The organism is Streptomonospora sediminis (assembly GCF_054778995.1).
The window spans coordinates 43044-59080 of record NZ_BAAGYZ010000124.1 but is presented as its reverse complement, the minus strand read 5'-3'; the positions used below and the strand labels follow the sequence as shown (position 1 = coordinate 59080).

Below are 16037 nucleotides of genomic sequence, written 5' to 3'. Positions count from 1 at the left end.
GTACACGCAGTAACCTTCCGCCGTGCTCGCGAGCCCTGGCAGGGCCGTTTGTCCGGTACGGCGCTGTTAAAGGCGATACAGCGGAGTCTGCTGTGACACTTCCGTATAACAGTGTGTGATGTGAACTACGTCATAGCTTAAACCGTGTTACGCAGCCGTGATCATGCGGCAGGGTAGGTCTCGTTGTATAAGGAGCCTTGGGGCGCGCGTGACGGAGTCTTGACCCCTCTCCTGATTCCCCCTTATTTCCGCGCGATTCTCTCCTCAGGGCGGGGCCGACCGGCGGTCGATCGATGCACACCCCGCACTCCCTCTTGCACTGACGACGGAGACCCAGGGCACAGGCTCAATCGCGCACGCATCGCCGGGTGTGCGACTGGCGGAAGGGCAGTTGTTGCTACTCAACCGGATCTCGCTGCGGATCGCCGCAGCGGTCGGCTCGGCGGCGGTGGTCGCCGGCGGGGCGGTCGCCGTCACCGCTTTTGCCGACCAGAGTGCTGAGCCGGACAACGCCGAGGCCGCGGCCGTGGTTCCCGAGGCGGCCGGCGGCTCGCAGCAGTTCTTCGCCAACGCGGAGCAGATCTCCGACACGGAGCTGAAAGAGCAACGCGACGAAGTCCGCGACCGCATTGCCGATACCACGGGCGCAGTGAACGCATCGGGTACGACAAAGGAGAAGAAGAAGGAGGAGGAGCCCGAGGAGACGGAAGAGCCCGACTCCGGCTCCGGCGGGGGCGGCTCGGTACCCTCCGGCGATCCCAAGGGAATCGCGCAGGGCATGCTCGGCGACTTCGGATGGGGTACGGACGAGTTCTCGTGCCTGGAACCCCTCTGGGAGAAGGAGAGCGGCTGGGACCCCAGCGCCGAGAACCCCAGTTCCGGTGCTTACGGTATCCCGCAGGCGCTGCCCGGCAGCAAGATGGCCACCGCCGGGTCTGACTGGCAGAGCAACCCGGCCACCCAGATCGAGTGGGGCCTGGGCTACATCGACGACCGGTACGGCTCCCCCTGCGCGGCCTGGAGCCACTCCCAGTCCAACGGCTGGTACTAGGCCGCCTTTTAAGCGGACCGACCGCCAAGCCGGCCCGCACCCATCGGTGCGCCGGCGGCAGGAACCACTGCGGCCCCGGGCGTTCCCGCGCCCGGGGCCGCGTGCTGTGTTCGGCAGGGCCCGTTGTTCGGGGGTCAGTGCGGCTGGAACGACTGGACGGCCGTGTTGTAGATGGCCTCGTGGTCCGATCGCTCGTCAGCGGGGACGTTGAGCGTCACGGTGTAGGTATCGGCGCCGATGGTGATCAGGTGCGTGGCGAAGTAGCGGTTGCGGGTCTGCCAGCCGTTATGCGAGAACTCGGCGGACCAGTGGGCGACGTCCCAGTCCGCAGGGAATCCGCCCGAATCCACCTCGGCCGATTCCAGCACCTGGAGATCCGAAAACTCCGAAGATTCCCGGAACGACTCCTTGCCCGCCTCGACCCAGCCGTAGCTCGTGGTCGGGTCGGAACCGCCGTTGCGCCAGCTGTCGACGTAGAGCAGATGGTCGTCGTCGGAGGTGAACCGGACGTAGGCCTCGCTGCCGATGCCGGAGTCGTCGACCTCCCAGTCGGCCGGGTACTGCACGTCGTACCAACCGGAGTTGAAGGTCTCGTACTCGGTCCAGTCGCGCATCAGCAGCACCGCACTGGCCACCACCACGGTCACGAACGCCAGCACGGACCCGGTGATCACCAGCCACACGGTTTTCCCCGGTCCGGGGGAGCGGCCGCCTGCGGGGTGGGCCGTGTGCGGGCCCGCCGGCGGGTGGGCGCTCGGCGGGGTGGCACCGGGGAAGGGCTGCGGGCCCGGGGGCGGCGTGTTCGGTCCCGTGGGCCGGTGGTGGTACCCGGGCGGCGCGGCCGGCGCGGAGTGCGGCGGCGCCTGCCCGCCCGACGGCGGGTGCGGCGCGGCGGCGTGGGCCGGGTGCGGCCCGGAGGGATGGGGACTCGGGGGACTCTGCGGCGGCGTAGTCGGCCCGGACGGGTATGCGGCGTTGGGCCCCGAGGTACCGGGCGTTCCGGAGGTACCGGGCGCAGGCGGCGGCGTATTCGGCCCGGACCGGAATGTGGTGTCGGGCTCCGGGACACCGGGCGTATCGGCGGTCCGGTCGCGCAGCAGCTCCAGCGCGGTGTCCGCGGTCAGCCGCGCCGCGGGGTCGCGCTCCAGCAACCCGGTGATCACCGAGCCGAGCCGCCCGGTGGCCGGCAGCGGCGGGATGGGCGCCGACAGTACCGCCGCGATGGCGGCCGTCATGGTGTCCCGGCGGAACGGCGAACGCCCTTCCAATGCGGCGAACAGGGTGATTCCCACGCTCCACAGGTCGGCGGCCGGGGCCCCGTGCCCGTCCTCGCCCTGCAGCCGCTCCGGCGACATGAACTCCGGCGAACCCACCAGCGCACCGGTGCGGGTGATGGCGTCGCCGCCCTCCATGGTGGCGATGCCGAAGTCGGTGAGGACGATCCGGTCCTGCTCGCGGACCATGATGTTGCCCGGTTTGATATCGCGGTGCACCACACCGGTCGCGTGCGCGGCCCGCACAGCCTCCAGCAGTTCCGCTGCGATCGCGGCCACCCGTGCCGGGGGCAGTGTCCCCTCGCGGGCCATGACCTGCTGCATGGAACTGCCGCTGATCAACTCCATGACCACCCACGGGTGGCCCTCGTGGTCGAAGACGTCGTGGATAGTGATCACCGACGGGTGGGAGACCCGCGCGGCCGTCTGCGCCTCGCGCCGCACGCGCGCGTGGGCCTGGGCGCGTTCGTCCGCGGTGAGGTGGCCCGGCAGCAGCACCTCCTTGACGGCCACGGGCCGGTGCAGGGCGGTGTCCAGTGCCTGCCAGACGATGCCCATGCCGCCGCGGCCGAGTTCGCGCTCGATCCGGTATCGGTCCGCGACCATGCGCGCGCCTGCGCCGCTGTCCAATGCCATGCGTAGCGCCTCTCGGGGGGATCTGCGGGGCCTCGCCGGGGTTTCGGGGCAGGTGGTCCTTAGAGCAGATTACTCAGTACCCGGAGCCGCGTAGGAGAGGGCCAAGCGCCGGAACATGGCCGCATGCGGCGTTTTCTCTGCAGGGCCGGTGCCCGTTGCGCCGGTGGGCCGGGGTGCGCGCGGGGCCGCCGGTGCCCGTTGCGCGCGCAAGGGCGGTGGCGGGCGGACCGGGCCCGCCCGCCACCGCCAAAAACATGCGGTCTTCAGAAACGTGCGACCGAGCGGTGCACAGCGCACCGGATCACCGCGAGTTGGTCATCCGCAGTACGTCCAGGGCCTCGTCGAGCTGGGCCTCGGTGAGCTTGCCGTCGTTGATGTAGCCCCGCGCCAGCACGACCTCGCGGATCGTCTTGCGCTCGGCCAGTGCCTGCTTGGCGACCTTGGCCGCTTCCTCATAGCCGATGTAGCGGTTGAGCGGGGTCACGATCGACGGGGAGGACTCGGCGTATTCGCGGCATTGGTCCTCGTCGGCCTCGATGCCCGCAACGCACCGGTCGGCGAAGACCCGCGAAACGTTGGCCAGCAGCCGGATCGACTCCAGCACGTTGCGCGCGATCATCGGCAGCTGCACGTTCAGCTCGAAGTTGCCGGACGAGCCACCGAAGGCGACCGCAGCGTCGTTGCCCACAACCTGCGAGGACACTTGCAACATGGCCTCGCACAGCACCGGGTTGACCTTGCCGGGCATGATCGAGGAGCCGGGCTGCAGGTCGGGCAGCCGGATCTCGGTGAGCCCGGTGCGCGGGCCCGAACCCATCCACCGGATGTCGTTGGCGATCTTCACGTAGCCCACGGCGATCGCGCGCAGCTGCCCGGACAGTTCCACCAGGCCGTCGCGGGCGCCCTGGGCCTCGAAGTGGTCGCGGGCCTCGGTCAGCGGCAGCCCGGTGGCCGCGGCGATCTCGGCGATCACCCGGGCGGCGAAACCCTCGGGGGTGTTGATGCCGGTGCCGACCGCGGTGCCGCCCAGCGGAAGCTCCGCGACACGCGGCAGGCTCGCCTCCAGGCGCTCGGCGCCGTTGCGAACCTGGGCCGCGTACCCGGCGAACTCCTGGCCCAGGGTCACCGGGGTGGCGTCCATCAGGTGGGTGCGCCCGCTCTTGACGACCGCGGCGAACTCCCCGGCCTTTGCCGTGAGCGCGCCGTCCAGGTGCCGCAGCGCCGGGATCAGGTCGTTGACCACGGCCGAGACCGCGGCGATGTGGATCGACGACGGGTAGACGTCGTTGGACGACTGCGACGCGTTGACGTGGTCGTTGGGGTGGACCGCGGCGCCCGAACGGGCGGCGGCCAGAGTCGCGACGACCTCGTTGGCGTTCATGTTGCTCGACGTGCCCGAACCCGTTTGGAACACATCGATCGGGAACTCGGCGTTCCACTTGCCTTCGGCGACTTCCAGGGCCGCCTCGCGAATGGGCTCGCCGAACTCCGCGGAGATCACCCCCAGTTCGGTGTTCACCTTGGCCGCAGCCGCCTTGATGTGGCCGAGGGCGGCGATGTTCGCGTGCTCCAGCCCTTGGCCGGAGATCGGGAAGTTTTCCACGGCGCGCTGCGTCTGTGCGCGCCATTTGGCCTCGGCGGGGACCTTGACCTCACCCATCGAGTCGTGCTCGATGCGGAATTCGCTCATCGTTGAAAGACACCTCCAGGAAACCTGTCCCCAAGAGTGCCAGACCGGCGGACCGGTCCGAGCGGCAACCCCGCGGCTCTGCCCTGGGCCGTTCGGGCCGTGCGGTCAGCCGAGCGCGGCGGGTCCGCGCCCCCAGGGCAGGCGGCTGCGGCGGCGCGGCGAGCGGACCCGGACGAGCCCGAACAGCGAGAATCCGGAGATCTCCAGCACCGGCGCGTCGCCGCGGCGCGGCGCACGCACCAGCGACCTGCGCAGCGCGAGGACGGACCGCCCGCGCACGCGGACCTCCACCCCGTCGGGCACGGTCACGTAGATGCGGCCGAACACGCTGACGGCGGTGAGTTCGACGTGGTCGCGCATCAGCAGCGCCTCGCGCAGGTCCAGGTCCACAGAAGCGCCTACGGCCAGCGCGGATTCGCGGGCGCGCACGACCCAGCGCCCGGAGCGGCGCAGCCCGGAGAACAGCGCAACCAACGGGGAGTCGTCCAGCCGGATCGGCTGCTTGTCGGCGGCGACCAGGTCGGCCACCACCGGCGGCAGATCGCCCAGGGTCCGCGCGCGGTAGACGCGGTCGGCGCGGTCTTCGAACTCGACGAGGTCCAGCCGGCCGTCCTCGACCGCGGAACGGAGCACGCCGATCACCCGCTCGCGGTCGGAGTCGGAGGCGCGGATGCGGGCGGGGGGCAAGCCGTCGTTCACGCTGCCAACGGTAACCGCCGCGGCGCGGCTCGGCCGCCCCCGCGGCCCGGCAACCGGTGGCCGGCTCTGTCCACAGGCCGCCAAAAGAAGTGGATATTCGCCGCGGCGCGCTTCTACGGTTGTCCCATGTCGCAACCGGGACACCGCTATTCGCCGGGCCCTGCCGGATCGTCCGACCCCGACGACCCGGCCGAGCTCCCAGATACCTCCGAACCCTCCGAATCCTCTGATACCGCGGAACCCGCCGCAGATCCGGCACACGCCGCCGATCCGGTCGGCGGCGACCCGGCGGCCATCCTGTTGCGCGATGTGGTCAAGCGCTTCGGCTCTTTCACCGCCGTCGACGGCCTGAACCTCGAAGTCCCCACCGGGGTTGTTTTCGGCCTGCTCGGCCCCAACGGCGCCGGCAAGTCCACCACGATGAAGATGCTCACCGCCCAGAGCCGCGCCGACTCCGGCACCATCACGGTGCTCGGCCATCCGGTCCCGCGCGCCTCAAAACGCGCCCGCGCCGAAATGGGCGTGGTGCCCCAGCACGACAACCTCGACGAAGAACTCACCGTCCGCGAGAACCTTGAGGTGTTCACGCACCTGTACCGGATCCCGCGGCCCCAGCGCGCCGATGCCGTCGCCCGCGCGCTGCGCCTGGCCCACCTTGAGGACCGCGCCGATATCCGCGCCGACAAGCTCTCCGGCGGCATGCGCCGCCGCCTGCTGATCGTGCGCGGGCTGGTGCACCGCCCGCGGCTGGTGCTGCTCGACGAACCCACGGTCGGCCTCGACCCCCAGGTGCGCCAGGAACTATGGGGCCTGATCACCGCGCTGCGGGCCGAGGGGGTCACCGTGCTGATGTCCACCCACTACATCGAGGAAGCCGAACGCCTCGCCGATGTCGTGGCGCTCATGGCAAAGGGGAAAGTGGTGGCCCAGGGGGTCCCGGCCGACCTCATCGCCCGCCACGCCGGCGCGACCGTCGAGGAGTACCCGCTGCCGCCGGGGGCGCCGGTCGAGGACACCGAACAGCGCCTGGCCGCCGCGGGCTTCGCCACCCGCCGCACCGGCGCCACACTGTCGGTGCTGCGCGCCGGCGACCTCCCCGAACCGCTGCGCGACTCGCTGGGCCGCGGCGCCGCGCGGGCGGGCGATCTCGAGGACGTGTTCGTCACCTTGACCGGGGAGCGTGTGGAATGAGCCTGGAAACCCGCAACCGGGCCCAGGCCCGCGCCGATGCCCGGCCCGCCGGGCACGTGCCGCCGGGCCGGTTCGAGTTCGCGCCGATCGCCGGGGTGCTCGCCCGCGAATGGGCGCTGTACCGGCGCAGCTGGAAACCCACCACCTTCGCGGCGGTGGTCGAACCGATCGTCATGCTGCTCGCGTTCGGCGTGGGGCTGGGATCCCTGGTGGGCGCCATCGGCGGCTACGAGTACATCCACTTCCTGGGCACCGGCATCGTGGCCACCTCGGTGCTGTTCACCTCGATGTTCCCCGGGCTGATCGACACCTACGTGCGCCGCGTGTTCCAGCACACCTACGACGGCATGCTGGCCGCCCCGGTCGACGTCCGCGAACTCGTCACCGGCGAGGCCGCCTGGATCGCGTGCAAGGCCGGCATCTACGGGTGCGCGCCGCTGCTGGTGGCGGTCGGGTTCGGGCTGCCGACCTCCTGGCCGATGCTGTTCGTGCCGGTCATCGCGTTCACCACCGGATTCGGATTCGCGCTGACCGGTGTGTGGATGTCGGCCGCGGTGCCCTCGATCAAGACGATGGACTACATCATCTCCGGGGTCATCACACCGCTGTTCCTTATCGCCGGCACCTTCTTCCCCATCGACACCCTGCCCGCGTGGGCGCAGTTTGTGGCAAAGGTGAACCCGCTGTACCACTGCGTCGAACTGGTGCGCGGCACGGTGTTCGGCATCGGCCTGCCCGGTGCCGCCGGGCACTTCGCCGCGCTGCTTGCCTTTGTCGCGGTGGTGTGGTGCCTCGCGGTGTTCCAGATGCGGCGCAAACTGATCGACTGATACCGCCGGTGCACCGGCAGGGGCGGGGCCCACCCGGTGTGCGCGGGTCCCCGCCCGCCCCCGCCATCCAGCGCGGCGGGCGGGGGCGGGCGGGCACCCGTGTCGGCGCTGCCGCCGAGCACGCGGCGCGGGCGCCCGGCGGATCCGTCCTTCCTACTTCCTGAACGCGGCTACGCGTCGCCGTTGGGCGCCCAGCGGGCCAGCATCGATACCGAATCCGAGCCGAAGGTCACCGAGGCACCGACCCCGCCCCACTGCTCGGGCGCGCTCTCCTCGGCGCTTTCGGCGACCGGCCGCAGGTCCAGGTACATGCCCATGTGGGCCGAGGAGGTGTCGGCCATCGTCTGCTTGTAGACCGGGTCGTCGCCCAGCCGCCCCGTTCCGGTGGTGCCCGAGGTCGCGACCGTGACCGGCCCCTCGCTGCTGACTCCGGGGGGTGTCGTGTAGGACCCCTCGTACATCCGGTCGATCAGGTCCTGGACCGCGGCCGAGTCGGCGCCGTCGGCCCGGTACTGCAGCGACGGGGCACTGCTGCTGCCGCTGAAGAACTGGTCGAGCGAGCCGCCGATGTCGGTGATGCCCAGCGCGGTGTGCCCGCCCAGCAGCTTGGTGAGCCCGCCGGGCATGGTCATGCCCAGTTCCGACATCATGTCGTCGAGGTCGCCGAGCTGCTCGGGATTGTCCTCGTAGGCCTGGCCGATCATGTCGTCCAGGCCGCTGCCGCCGACGGCCATGACGGTGTCGTCGGGCAGGTCGCCCATCAGGTCCAGGCCGGGGTCGGGCATTTCGTAGTCGGTCATGGAGACACCGTCGACGCTGACGCCGAAGGTGTCGCCGCGCAGCTCGACGTACTCGGCCTCGATGCGCAGGCCCATCGCCAGGCGCCCGGTGACATCGTCGAACTCCTGCAGGGACGCGGCCGGACCCGGGGTGGTCATCCCGCCGTAGCCGCTGCCCATGCCCGAGCTCTCCGCGGACAGCGAAGCGGCCTGGCCCAGGTCCATCCACGCCGAGGCGACGTTGTCGGCGCCGATCGCGTCCATGTCCTGGTTATAGGTCTCCTGCTCGTCCAGCGTTCCGTTGGATTCGAGCTGGGACTCGAGGTCGGTCAGCGCGGCGGCGCCGGGCGTGATGATCGCGAAGTCGTCGCGCACGTCAAAGGCCATTTCCGACGACTCGTTCTGCAGCTCGCCGAGTGTCTGCTCGGCGGCGTCCGTGTCCTCGGCCTCGATCGCGATCGCCGTGGCCGCGCCCGAGCTGTCGGCGGCATCCTCGTTGTCGGGTATCCACACCGACATGCCGAAGCTCTGGCCCAGCCAGGGCTCGAAGTCGGCCTCGTAGGTCATGCCGTCAAGGCCGGCGCTTTCGATGTAGGACTCGACCAGCTCCTTGGCGGGGTCGGCGTCCGGGTCGATCTCGCTGCGCATCGATTCGGGCAGCTTGTTGACGAACTGGGCGTAGTCGGCCAGTTGTGCGCCATTGGGCTGCAGGTCGAGCTTTGCGAATGCGATTGAGGAGCCGGGCAGCACGGTTTCGGGGTTGGCGCCGACGAAAACGTTCTGCGCGACCGTGTTCGCCGCCCATACGGTGCCGGCCATCAGGACCAGCCCCATGCCCGCCGCCACCGGAACCATCCACAGGCGGTTCGTCCGCCGCGGCGCCGGGGAGCCCGGCGGGCCCGGCGCACCGGGCGGACCCGGGGGCGGGCCATAGCCCGGCCCGGGAGGGGGCGGCTGGTACTGGCCGCCGGGGCCCGGCGGACCCCATTGCGGCTGGTTGGGGGGATCAGGGAAGGACATCGAACCTCCGGAGCAACGCGCTTGTCCGCTACGAAGGTACCAATGCGCAATCGTCCGATTGTCGGTGAATGCGAGGTCACTTCCCGGTGGAAGAGGTCGCCGCCGAGGCGAAGTCCACTCCGCTGAAGGAGGCGAGCTTGGCCAACCGGTGCTCGCTGCGCACCTGGCGGACCGTGCCGCTGCGCCCCCGCATGACCAGCGAGTCGGTGGACGCACCACCGGCCTCGTAGCGCACGCCGCCCACCAGCTCCCCGTCGGTGATGCCGGTGGCGGCGAAGAAAACGTCCTCGGAGGCGACCAGGTCGTCGGTGGTCAGCACCTTGTCCAGATCGTGTCCGGCGTCGCGGGCCCGGCGCCGCTCGTCGTCGTCCGTTGGCCACAACCGGCCTTGGATGACACCCCCCAGGCACTTGAGGGCACAGGCGGAGATGATCCCCTCGGGGGTGCCGCCGATCCCCAGCAGCAGGTCCACACCGGTGTTGGCGCGGGCCGCCATGATCGCTCCGGCGACGTCTCCGTCGGTGATGAACCTGATCCGCGCACCCGCCTCGCGCACCTCGCGCACGATGTCCTGGTGGCGGGGGCGGTCCAGGATCACCACGGTCACGTCCTGCGGGGTGGCGCCCTTGGCGCGGGCGACCGCCCGCACGTTGTCGGCGATGGGCGCGGTGATGTCGACCGCGGCCGCGGCTTCGGGGCCGGTGGCCAGCTTCTCCATGTAGAAGACGGCGGAAGGGTCGAACATGGAGTGGCGCGGAGCCACCGCCAGCACCGAGATGGCGTTGGGCATGCCCATCGCGGTCAGCCTGGTGCCGTCGATCGGGTCGACGGCGACATCGCAGTCGGGGCCGGCGCCGTCGCCGACCGACTCCCCGTTGAAGAGCATCGGGGCGTTGTCCTTCTCGCCCTCGCCGATCACCACCGTGCCGTTCATCGACACCGTGCTGATCATGTGCCGCATCCCGCGCACCGCAACACCGTCGGCCCCGTTCTTATCGCCGCGGCCCACCCAGCGGGCGGCCGCCAAAGCAGCGGATTCGGTGACGCGGACCAGCTCCAGTGCCAGGTTGCGGTCCGGTGCCTCCGAGTTGCCCGGTGCGGAGTTGGGAATGCTCATCGCTCAGCCCTTTCCAGCCGGTGCTGCACGCCCGCCGGGATGCGGTCGGTGGTTTTGGGACAAGCGTAATCACCTGACGTAATCTCGACCTAGGCGGGCCGACGGCACGCCGCCACGGAAAGGAACGGTAGCCCGACGTTGACTGTGGACAAGGCGCACAAACCCGTCCGGATATCCCATCGGGGAGCGGCCACGCGCAGCGCCCTGCTCACCGCCGCCGCGCACGTTTTCCGCACGGTGGGCTTCTCCCGCGCGGGTGTCAGCGAGGTCGTGGAGCACGCCGGTGCCAGCGTCGGCAGCCTCTACCACCACTTCACCGGCAAGGCCGACCTGTACATGGCGCTGTACGAGGAGTTCCAGCAGCGCCAGCAGGAGCGCACCCACCGGGCGGTGTCGTTGGCGCGGACCCAGGGCGAGAGCGACCCCACGCAGCTCATGTACACCGCTGCGCGCGCCTACCTCGACGGTGCCATCGAGGAGCGCGACACCACGCTGCTGTTCTTCTGCGGCGACGGCCCGCCGGGCTTCGACTCCCAGCTGCGCGAACGGCTGCGCGAATGGACCGACCGCAACGTGGCACTGTTCCGCAAGGCCGACGAACCCGTCGACGAAGCCCTGCTCATGGTGGTCAGCGGGGCGATGCTGGTGGCCGTCACCGAGGTCATCCGGCGCAGCGACACGGACGCCCGGCGCCTGGCCGACGACATCACCGGCCTGCTGTCGCGGCTGGGCCCGCGCGGCAGACCCGGGCACGACGCGTGAGTCCGGGCCGCAATACCGCTGCACCTATGATCTTGAACGGCACGATTAGACCGCGGTGAAGCCGCCGTCAGCGGCGACCACGGCTCCTGTGACGAAGCTGGAACGCGGGGAGGCGAGGAAACACAGGACCTCGGCGATCTCTTCGGGCTGTGCCACTCGGCCCAGCGGTTGCGCGCCGGCAAAGGACGCCAGGTACGCACGGCTGTCGGAGCGGAACGTGTCGAGGAAATCGGTCTCGATGACGCCTGCGGCAACGATGTTGGCGCGGATGCCCAGCGGCCCGCCCTCGACGGCGAGCACCTTGGTCAGCTGGGCCAGAGCGCCCTTCGACGCGCTGTAGGCGGCTCCGTTGGGTAGTGCGGTTGTGCAGGTGTAGGAGCCCGTGCTGACGATGGCACCGCCGCCGCGGTCCTTCATCGCCCGGAAGGCTTCGCGGGTGCAGAAGAAGGAGCCGCGGGCGTTGACCGCCATCACGGAGTCCCAGTCGTCGGCGGTGGTTTCGGTAATGGGTTTGTTCAGAGTGCGTCCGGCATTGTTCACCAGGATGTCCAGTCCACCGAAGGCGTCGATGGCCGACTGCACTGCATTTGCGGCGGTCTCCTCCCGGGTGATGTCGCCGCTTACTGCGAGAACGCCGGGAAATTCATCCGATAGGGCCTGGACGCCGGGGCGTTGGTCGACGGCGACGATGCGGGCGCCGCGGGCGCTGAGGAGCACCACCGTCTCCTTGCCCACGCCGCGTGCGGCCCCGGTGACAAGGGCTGTTTTTCCGGCGAACTCGGCGGCTTCGGCGGACGGAGTTGCAGGTGTCATGGTGGTTTCCCTGGATGAGGTGCGAAGGCGCCTGTGCGGGGCGCCTGAATTGCCGGGCGGTGGCGGGGCGGTCGGGGCGGGCGGCAGCCGTTGACGCGCTCACGGGGCGTTTCCCTTGCAGCGGGTCGGTGCCGGCATCGCGCGGCCCGGTTGCCTCTTAGTACGCGGTGAGCCCGCCGTCGACCACCAGCTCCGAGCCGGTGACGAACGAGGAGTCGCTGCTGGCGAGAAAGAGGATCGCGGGGGCGATCTCGTCGGCGCGGCCGGCCCGGCGCATGGGCGTGCGTTGGATGTCCGGCTGCTGGTCGCCGTGCTGGTCCAAGAGTTCCTGAATCATCGGCGTGGCGACCACCCCGGGATGTACCGAGTTGATCCGTACTCCTTGCCGGGCGTACTCGACCGCGGCGGTCTTGCTCAGCAGGCGCACCGCGCCCTTGGAAGCCTGGTAAGCCGCAGCCGCGCCGCTGCCCACCAGACCGGGCACCGACGACGTGTTGATTACGGAGGCGTTGCCGCTCGCACGCAGGAGCGGCATCGCCGCCTTCATGCCGAGCCACGTGCCCTTCTGGTTCACATCGATGACCCGGTCCCAGGCGTCTTCCCGCGTTTCCTCGATCCCCTGCCAGTCCAGGATGCCGGCGATGTTCACGAGCACGTCCAAGGTGCCGAACCGTTCGCGTACGAAGGTGATCACCTCGTCCCACTCCCGCGCGCAGGAGACATCGAGGCGGGCGGCGGCGACCTCCGCGCCGCGTGCCTCCAGCCGGTCGGCCAGACTCCGCAGCGGGCCTTCGGCGGCATCGGTGAGCACTATCCGGGCACCTTCGCGGGCGAAAAGTTCAGCGGTCGCTGCGCCGAGGCCGCCGGTCGCGCCGGTGATCAGTGCGACCTTGCCGTCGAGTCGTTGTCCTGTCATGGAAACGGTCCTTGGTTCTGGTTGGTGTGGTTCCCGCTGCCGCGGTGCGGTGGTTTCTCTGCCCGGTGGAGCACAAGGTGCTCGTGCTGGAGCACGCCGGCCCGGATGACGCGCGTCGCGCTGAGTCCCGTGTCGTCGATGAACCCGAGGCGGCGGGCAGCGGTTCCCGGCGGATGCGACCGTCCGCGGTCACCCGCAGCCCGGCCGCATCGGCGCGGTCGCCGAAGCGGTCGCGCCGCCGGCTGCGTTCTCCTGGGCAGGCCGGTGCGGTTCTGTCCTGCTCCACCGAGTTTGGGACCGTCAGCGGCGATCAACCAGGACGCGGACCGCCTGGGTGCGGCACACCCAGGCAGACCGCCGGGCCGCCGCCTAGCATGGACGCATGGACGCCAACCACCTGGGCGACTTCCTGCGCACACGCCGTGCGGGCCTGCGGCCCGATGACATCGGCATGGCGAGCTACGGTGCGCGCCGCGTCGCCGGGCTGCGCCGTGAAGAGGTCGCCGTCCTGGCCGGCGTGAACGCCGACTACTACACCCGCCTCGAACAGGGGCGCGAGCGCAATCCCTCACGCCAGGTACTCGAAGCGCTCAGCGGCGCGCTGCGCCTCGACGCGGACGCCCGCGCGCACCTCTTCCGGCTGGCGGGGGCCGCACCGGGCGACCGGCCCGCCTTCCGCGCCGCCGAACGGGTCACTCCGGCACTGCGCCAGTTGATGGACGGCTACCCGAACACGCCGGCGTTCGTCATGAGCCGGACCCTCGACATCCTTGCCACCAATGCTCTGGCCGACGCGCTGTACTCCCCGTTCGACCCTGCGGACAACCTGGCCCGCATGGCCTTCCTCGACCCCGCGGGCCGGTACTTCCACACGGACTGGAACCGGGTGGCCCAGGCGACCGTCGCCAACCTGCGCCAGGCATCCGGCTTCGACCCGGACGATCCCCGGCTGGGTGAGCTCCTGGCCGGCCTCACCGAGCACAGCGCGGACTTCGCTCGCCTCTGGAACGCTCACACCGTGCGCGGCAAGACCCGGGACGCCAAGGAGTTCCGCCACCCGGACGTCGGGCACCTTACCCTCACCTACCAGGCCTTTGACGTACGCGACGCACCCGGCCAGCAACTCGTCATCTACCACGCCGAACCAGCAAGCCCCAGCGCCCAGGCCCTCAATCTGCTCGGTTCGATCCACGCCACCCGGAACCGGCCCGCCCCCCGTCCCCACGGCTAGTCGCCCGGCGCAGCGCCCATAGGCGCCCGGAACCCGGCCGACGGCTCGCCGGCCTGCTGCGGGGGCCGGGACCGCGCGGCAAGTCCCGCAACGACGTGCGAATCGGGCCGAAACAGGCTCAACGCATTGCAGAATGACGTCCTAGACCGAATCCCATTTCCAGCCGAGCCGAAAAACCGCCGCGACTTCCGTGCCAGGGCCGCGTGGTGACGGCCGCGTTTCCGCCGCCGGGATTCGGGTGCTCGGGGAAGAGCCGTGCGCGGTGCCGTGAACTGGATATATGTTGCGATCTCCGGGGTAAGGGACGGGCCCCGGCAGGTGACGCGCCGCATTGTCGCCGCAGTCTTACCGCCTTCGCCGCGGTTTCGGCGGTCGTTTAGGCGGCGTTGAGGCCGGTGCGGGTATACCTGTTCTCCCAGCCACCAGATATGAGCCGGGTTCCCGGCACGGAGTTGATCTCAGATGCTCGACCAGGTTTTCGACTGGGTCAAAGGCTTTTTCCAGGACAACGCGGAATCCGCCGTCGGCGACGCCGCGAACGCGGCCGCCGGTGCGGGCGAGGCGGCCACAGGTGCGGCCGCGGGGGCGAGTGAGGCCGCCACCAGCGCGGCGGGCGATTTCACCGGCGCGGCCGAGACCGCGGCGGCCGATCTCGGCGGTGCGGCAGAACAGGCCGGCGGGGCCGCCGAAGGTGCTGCGCCCGAGGCTTCCCAGAGCGTGCAGGACGCCGCGAGCGGGGTGGGCGAGGACCTCGGCGGGGTTCAGGAGACCGCCGAGGACTTCCAACAGAGCGCCCAGGATGCCGCCGCCGACCCTGCGGCGGCGGCTCAGGAACACATCGAACGCGAGCGCTGAGGCCGCGGCGCCTGATACACGCAACCCGGCCCCGCCGCAGCGCACCGGTCCCTCGGATCGGTGGCCGAGCGGTCGGGGCCGGGGCTGGAGCGGCGGTCCTCAGCCGGTATTGCTCAGCCGGTGGTTTCGGCCCGCAGATCGCGGCGCAGTTCCTTCGGCAGCGAGAACGTCAGGCTCTCCTGCGCGGTCTCGACGTCCTGGACATCGCCGTAACCCGAACCCGCCAGCCGGTCGAGCAGGTCCTGGACGAGGATGTCGGGCACCGAAGCGCCGCTGGTGACACCCACGGTCTCGACACCCTCCAGCCAGGAGTCGTCCATCAGCGAGGCGTTGTCGATGAGGTGGGCGCTGGTGGCCCCGGCCTCCAAGGCGACCTCGACCAGTCGGACCGAGTTGGAGGAGTTCTCCGACCCCACCACGATCACCAGGTCGCACTCGGCCGCCATCTCCTTCACGGCATCCTGCCGGTTGGAGGTGGCGTAGCAGATGTCGTCGCTGGGCGGGTCGAGCAGGTTCGGGAACCGCGAGCGCAGGGCATCGACGGTCGTGTTGGTCTCGTCGACCGACAGGGTGGTCTGCGACAGCCAGGAGACGTTGTCGGGGTTGCGCACCTCGACCTTGTCGACCTCGTCGGGGCCATCGACGATCTGGATGTGTTCGGGAGCCTCGCCGCTGGTGCCCTCGACCTCCTCGTGGCCGGTGTGGCCGATGAGGATGATGTCGCGGTCCTCGGCTGCGAAGCGCTTGGCCTCCTTGTGCACCTTGGTCACCAAGGGGCAGGTGGCGTCGATCGTCTTCAGTTGGCGCCGGCCGGCTTCGTCGTGCACGTTCGGTGCGACGCCGTGGGCGGAGAACACCACGATGGCGCCTTCGGGGACCTCGCTGGTCTCCTCGACGAAGATGGCGCCGCGCTCCTCCAGCGTGCTCACCACATGGGTGTTGTGCACGATCTGCTTGCGCACGTAGATGGGGGCGCCGTACTGCTCCAGGGCCTTTTCGACCGTGACGACGGCGCGGTCCACGCCGGCGCAGTAGCCGCGGGGCTTGGCGAGCAGGACACGGCGGCGGTTCGTCGCAGTCATGCACCCATCCTAAGGGCCGCTCGCGCGTGCGGGTCCTTGCGCGGGAGGTGTGGCCGCGCACACAGGAGGCGGTGGGCGCTCGCACCGGCCG

Annotated in this window: 14 protein-coding genes; 6 read left to right on the top strand and 8 right to left on the bottom strand. The window is 70.3% G+C overall.

The window, feature by feature from the left end:
- Positions 1 to 394: 394 nt before the first annotated feature.
- Complete coding sequence (locus ACYVD5_RS24385; protein ID WP_461003495.1) at positions 395 to 1051, top strand: aggregation-promoting factor C-terminal-like domain-containing protein; 657 nt, start codon at positions 395 to 397, stop codon at positions 1049 to 1051.
- A 134-nt stretch (positions 1052 to 1185) separates the two neighbouring features.
- Here ACYVD5_RS24385 and ACYVD5_RS24380 read toward each other — a convergent pair whose 3' ends face one another.
- From ACYVD5_RS24380 to ACYVD5_RS24370, 3 genes are all read right to left on the bottom strand, one after another.
- On the bottom strand, positions 1186 to 2961 hold the full coding sequence (locus ACYVD5_RS24380) for a serine/threonine-protein kinase (protein ID WP_461003470.1): 1776 nt from the start codon (positions 2959 to 2961) through the stop codon (positions 1186 to 1188).
- Positions 2962 to 3262: 301 nt separating this feature from the next.
- Positions 3263 to 4651, bottom strand: coding sequence for a class II fumarate hydratase (locus tag ACYVD5_RS24375; RefSeq protein ID WP_461003469.1), 1389 nt, complete (start codon positions 4649 to 4651; stop codon positions 3263 to 3265).
- 105 nt (positions 4652 to 4756) lie between these two features.
- Entirely contained in the window at positions 4757 to 5350 is a 594-nt protein-coding gene (locus ACYVD5_RS24370; protein WP_461003468.1) for a DUF1707 SHOCT-like domain-containing protein, read from the bottom strand.
- A 309-nt stretch (positions 5351 to 5659) separates the two neighbouring features.
- Here ACYVD5_RS24370 and ACYVD5_RS24365 point away from each other — a divergent pair, with 309 nt between their 5' ends.
- Entirely contained in the window at positions 5660 to 6541 is an 882-nt protein-coding gene (locus ACYVD5_RS24365) for an ABC transporter ATP-binding protein (RefSeq protein WP_461003494.1), read from the top strand.
- A complete protein-coding gene (locus ACYVD5_RS24360) occupies positions 6538 to 7371 on the top strand; it encodes an ABC transporter permease (protein ID WP_461003467.1) in 834 nt (277 codons plus the stop codon). The genes ACYVD5_RS24365 and ACYVD5_RS24360 overlap by 4 nt, the downstream gene beginning before the upstream one ends.
- Before the next feature lie 170 nt (positions 7372 to 7541).
- Here the strand turns inward: ACYVD5_RS24360 and ACYVD5_RS24355 are convergent, their stop codons facing one another.
- Entirely contained in the window at positions 7542 to 9005 is a 1464-nt protein-coding gene (locus ACYVD5_RS24355; protein ID WP_461003466.1) for a hypothetical protein, read from the bottom strand.
- A gap of 241 nt (positions 9006 to 9246) precedes the next feature.
- Positions 9247 to 10287, bottom strand: coding sequence for a class II fructose-bisphosphatase (gene glpX, locus ACYVD5_RS24350; protein ID WP_461003465.1), 1041 nt, complete (start codon positions 10285 to 10287; stop codon positions 9247 to 9249).
- Positions 10288 to 10431: 144 nt separating this feature from the next.
- Here glpX and ACYVD5_RS24345 point away from each other — a divergent pair, with 144 nt between their 5' ends.
- Positions 10432 to 11049 (top strand): TetR/AcrR family transcriptional regulator, encoded by a 618-nt coding sequence (locus ACYVD5_RS24345; protein ID WP_461003493.1) that lies wholly within the window; start codon positions 10432 to 10434, stop codon positions 11047 to 11049.
- Positions 11050 to 11094: 45 nt separating this feature from the next.
- Here ACYVD5_RS24345 and ACYVD5_RS24340 read toward each other — a convergent pair whose 3' ends face one another.
- Together ACYVD5_RS24340 and ACYVD5_RS24335 are read right to left on the bottom strand one after the other, a co-directional pair.
- On the bottom strand, positions 11095 to 11862 hold the full coding sequence (locus ACYVD5_RS24340; protein ID WP_461003464.1) for an SDR family NAD(P)-dependent oxidoreductase: 768 nt from the start codon (positions 11860 to 11862) through the stop codon (positions 11095 to 11097).
- 157 nt (positions 11863 to 12019) lie between these two features.
- On the bottom strand, positions 12020 to 12778 hold the full coding sequence (locus ACYVD5_RS24335; protein ID WP_461003463.1) for an SDR family NAD(P)-dependent oxidoreductase: 759 nt from the start codon (positions 12776 to 12778) through the stop codon (positions 12020 to 12022).
- 382 nt (positions 12779 to 13160) lie between these two features.
- Between ACYVD5_RS24335 and ACYVD5_RS24330 the strand changes: the two genes are divergently transcribed.
- Together ACYVD5_RS24330 and ACYVD5_RS24325 are read left to right on the top strand one after the other, a co-directional pair.
- Positions 13161 to 14009: a helix-turn-helix transcriptional regulator gene (locus ACYVD5_RS24330; protein ID WP_461003462.1), complete on the top strand. Its 849-nt coding sequence runs from the start codon at positions 13161 to 13163 to the stop codon at positions 14007 to 14009.
- Positions 14010 to 14471: 462 nt separating this feature from the next.
- Positions 14472 to 14864 (top strand): hypothetical protein, encoded by a 393-nt coding sequence (locus ACYVD5_RS24325; RefSeq protein ID WP_461003461.1) that lies wholly within the window; start codon positions 14472 to 14474, stop codon positions 14862 to 14864.
- 113 nt (positions 14865 to 14977) lie between these two features.
- Here ACYVD5_RS24325 and ACYVD5_RS24320 read toward each other — a convergent pair whose 3' ends face one another.
- Positions 14978 to 15946, bottom strand: a complete 969-nt coding sequence (locus ACYVD5_RS24320) for a 4-hydroxy-3-methylbut-2-enyl diphosphate reductase (RefSeq protein ID WP_461003460.1) — start codon at positions 15944 to 15946, stop codon at positions 14978 to 14980.
- Positions 15947 to 16037 lie beyond the last annotated feature (91 nt).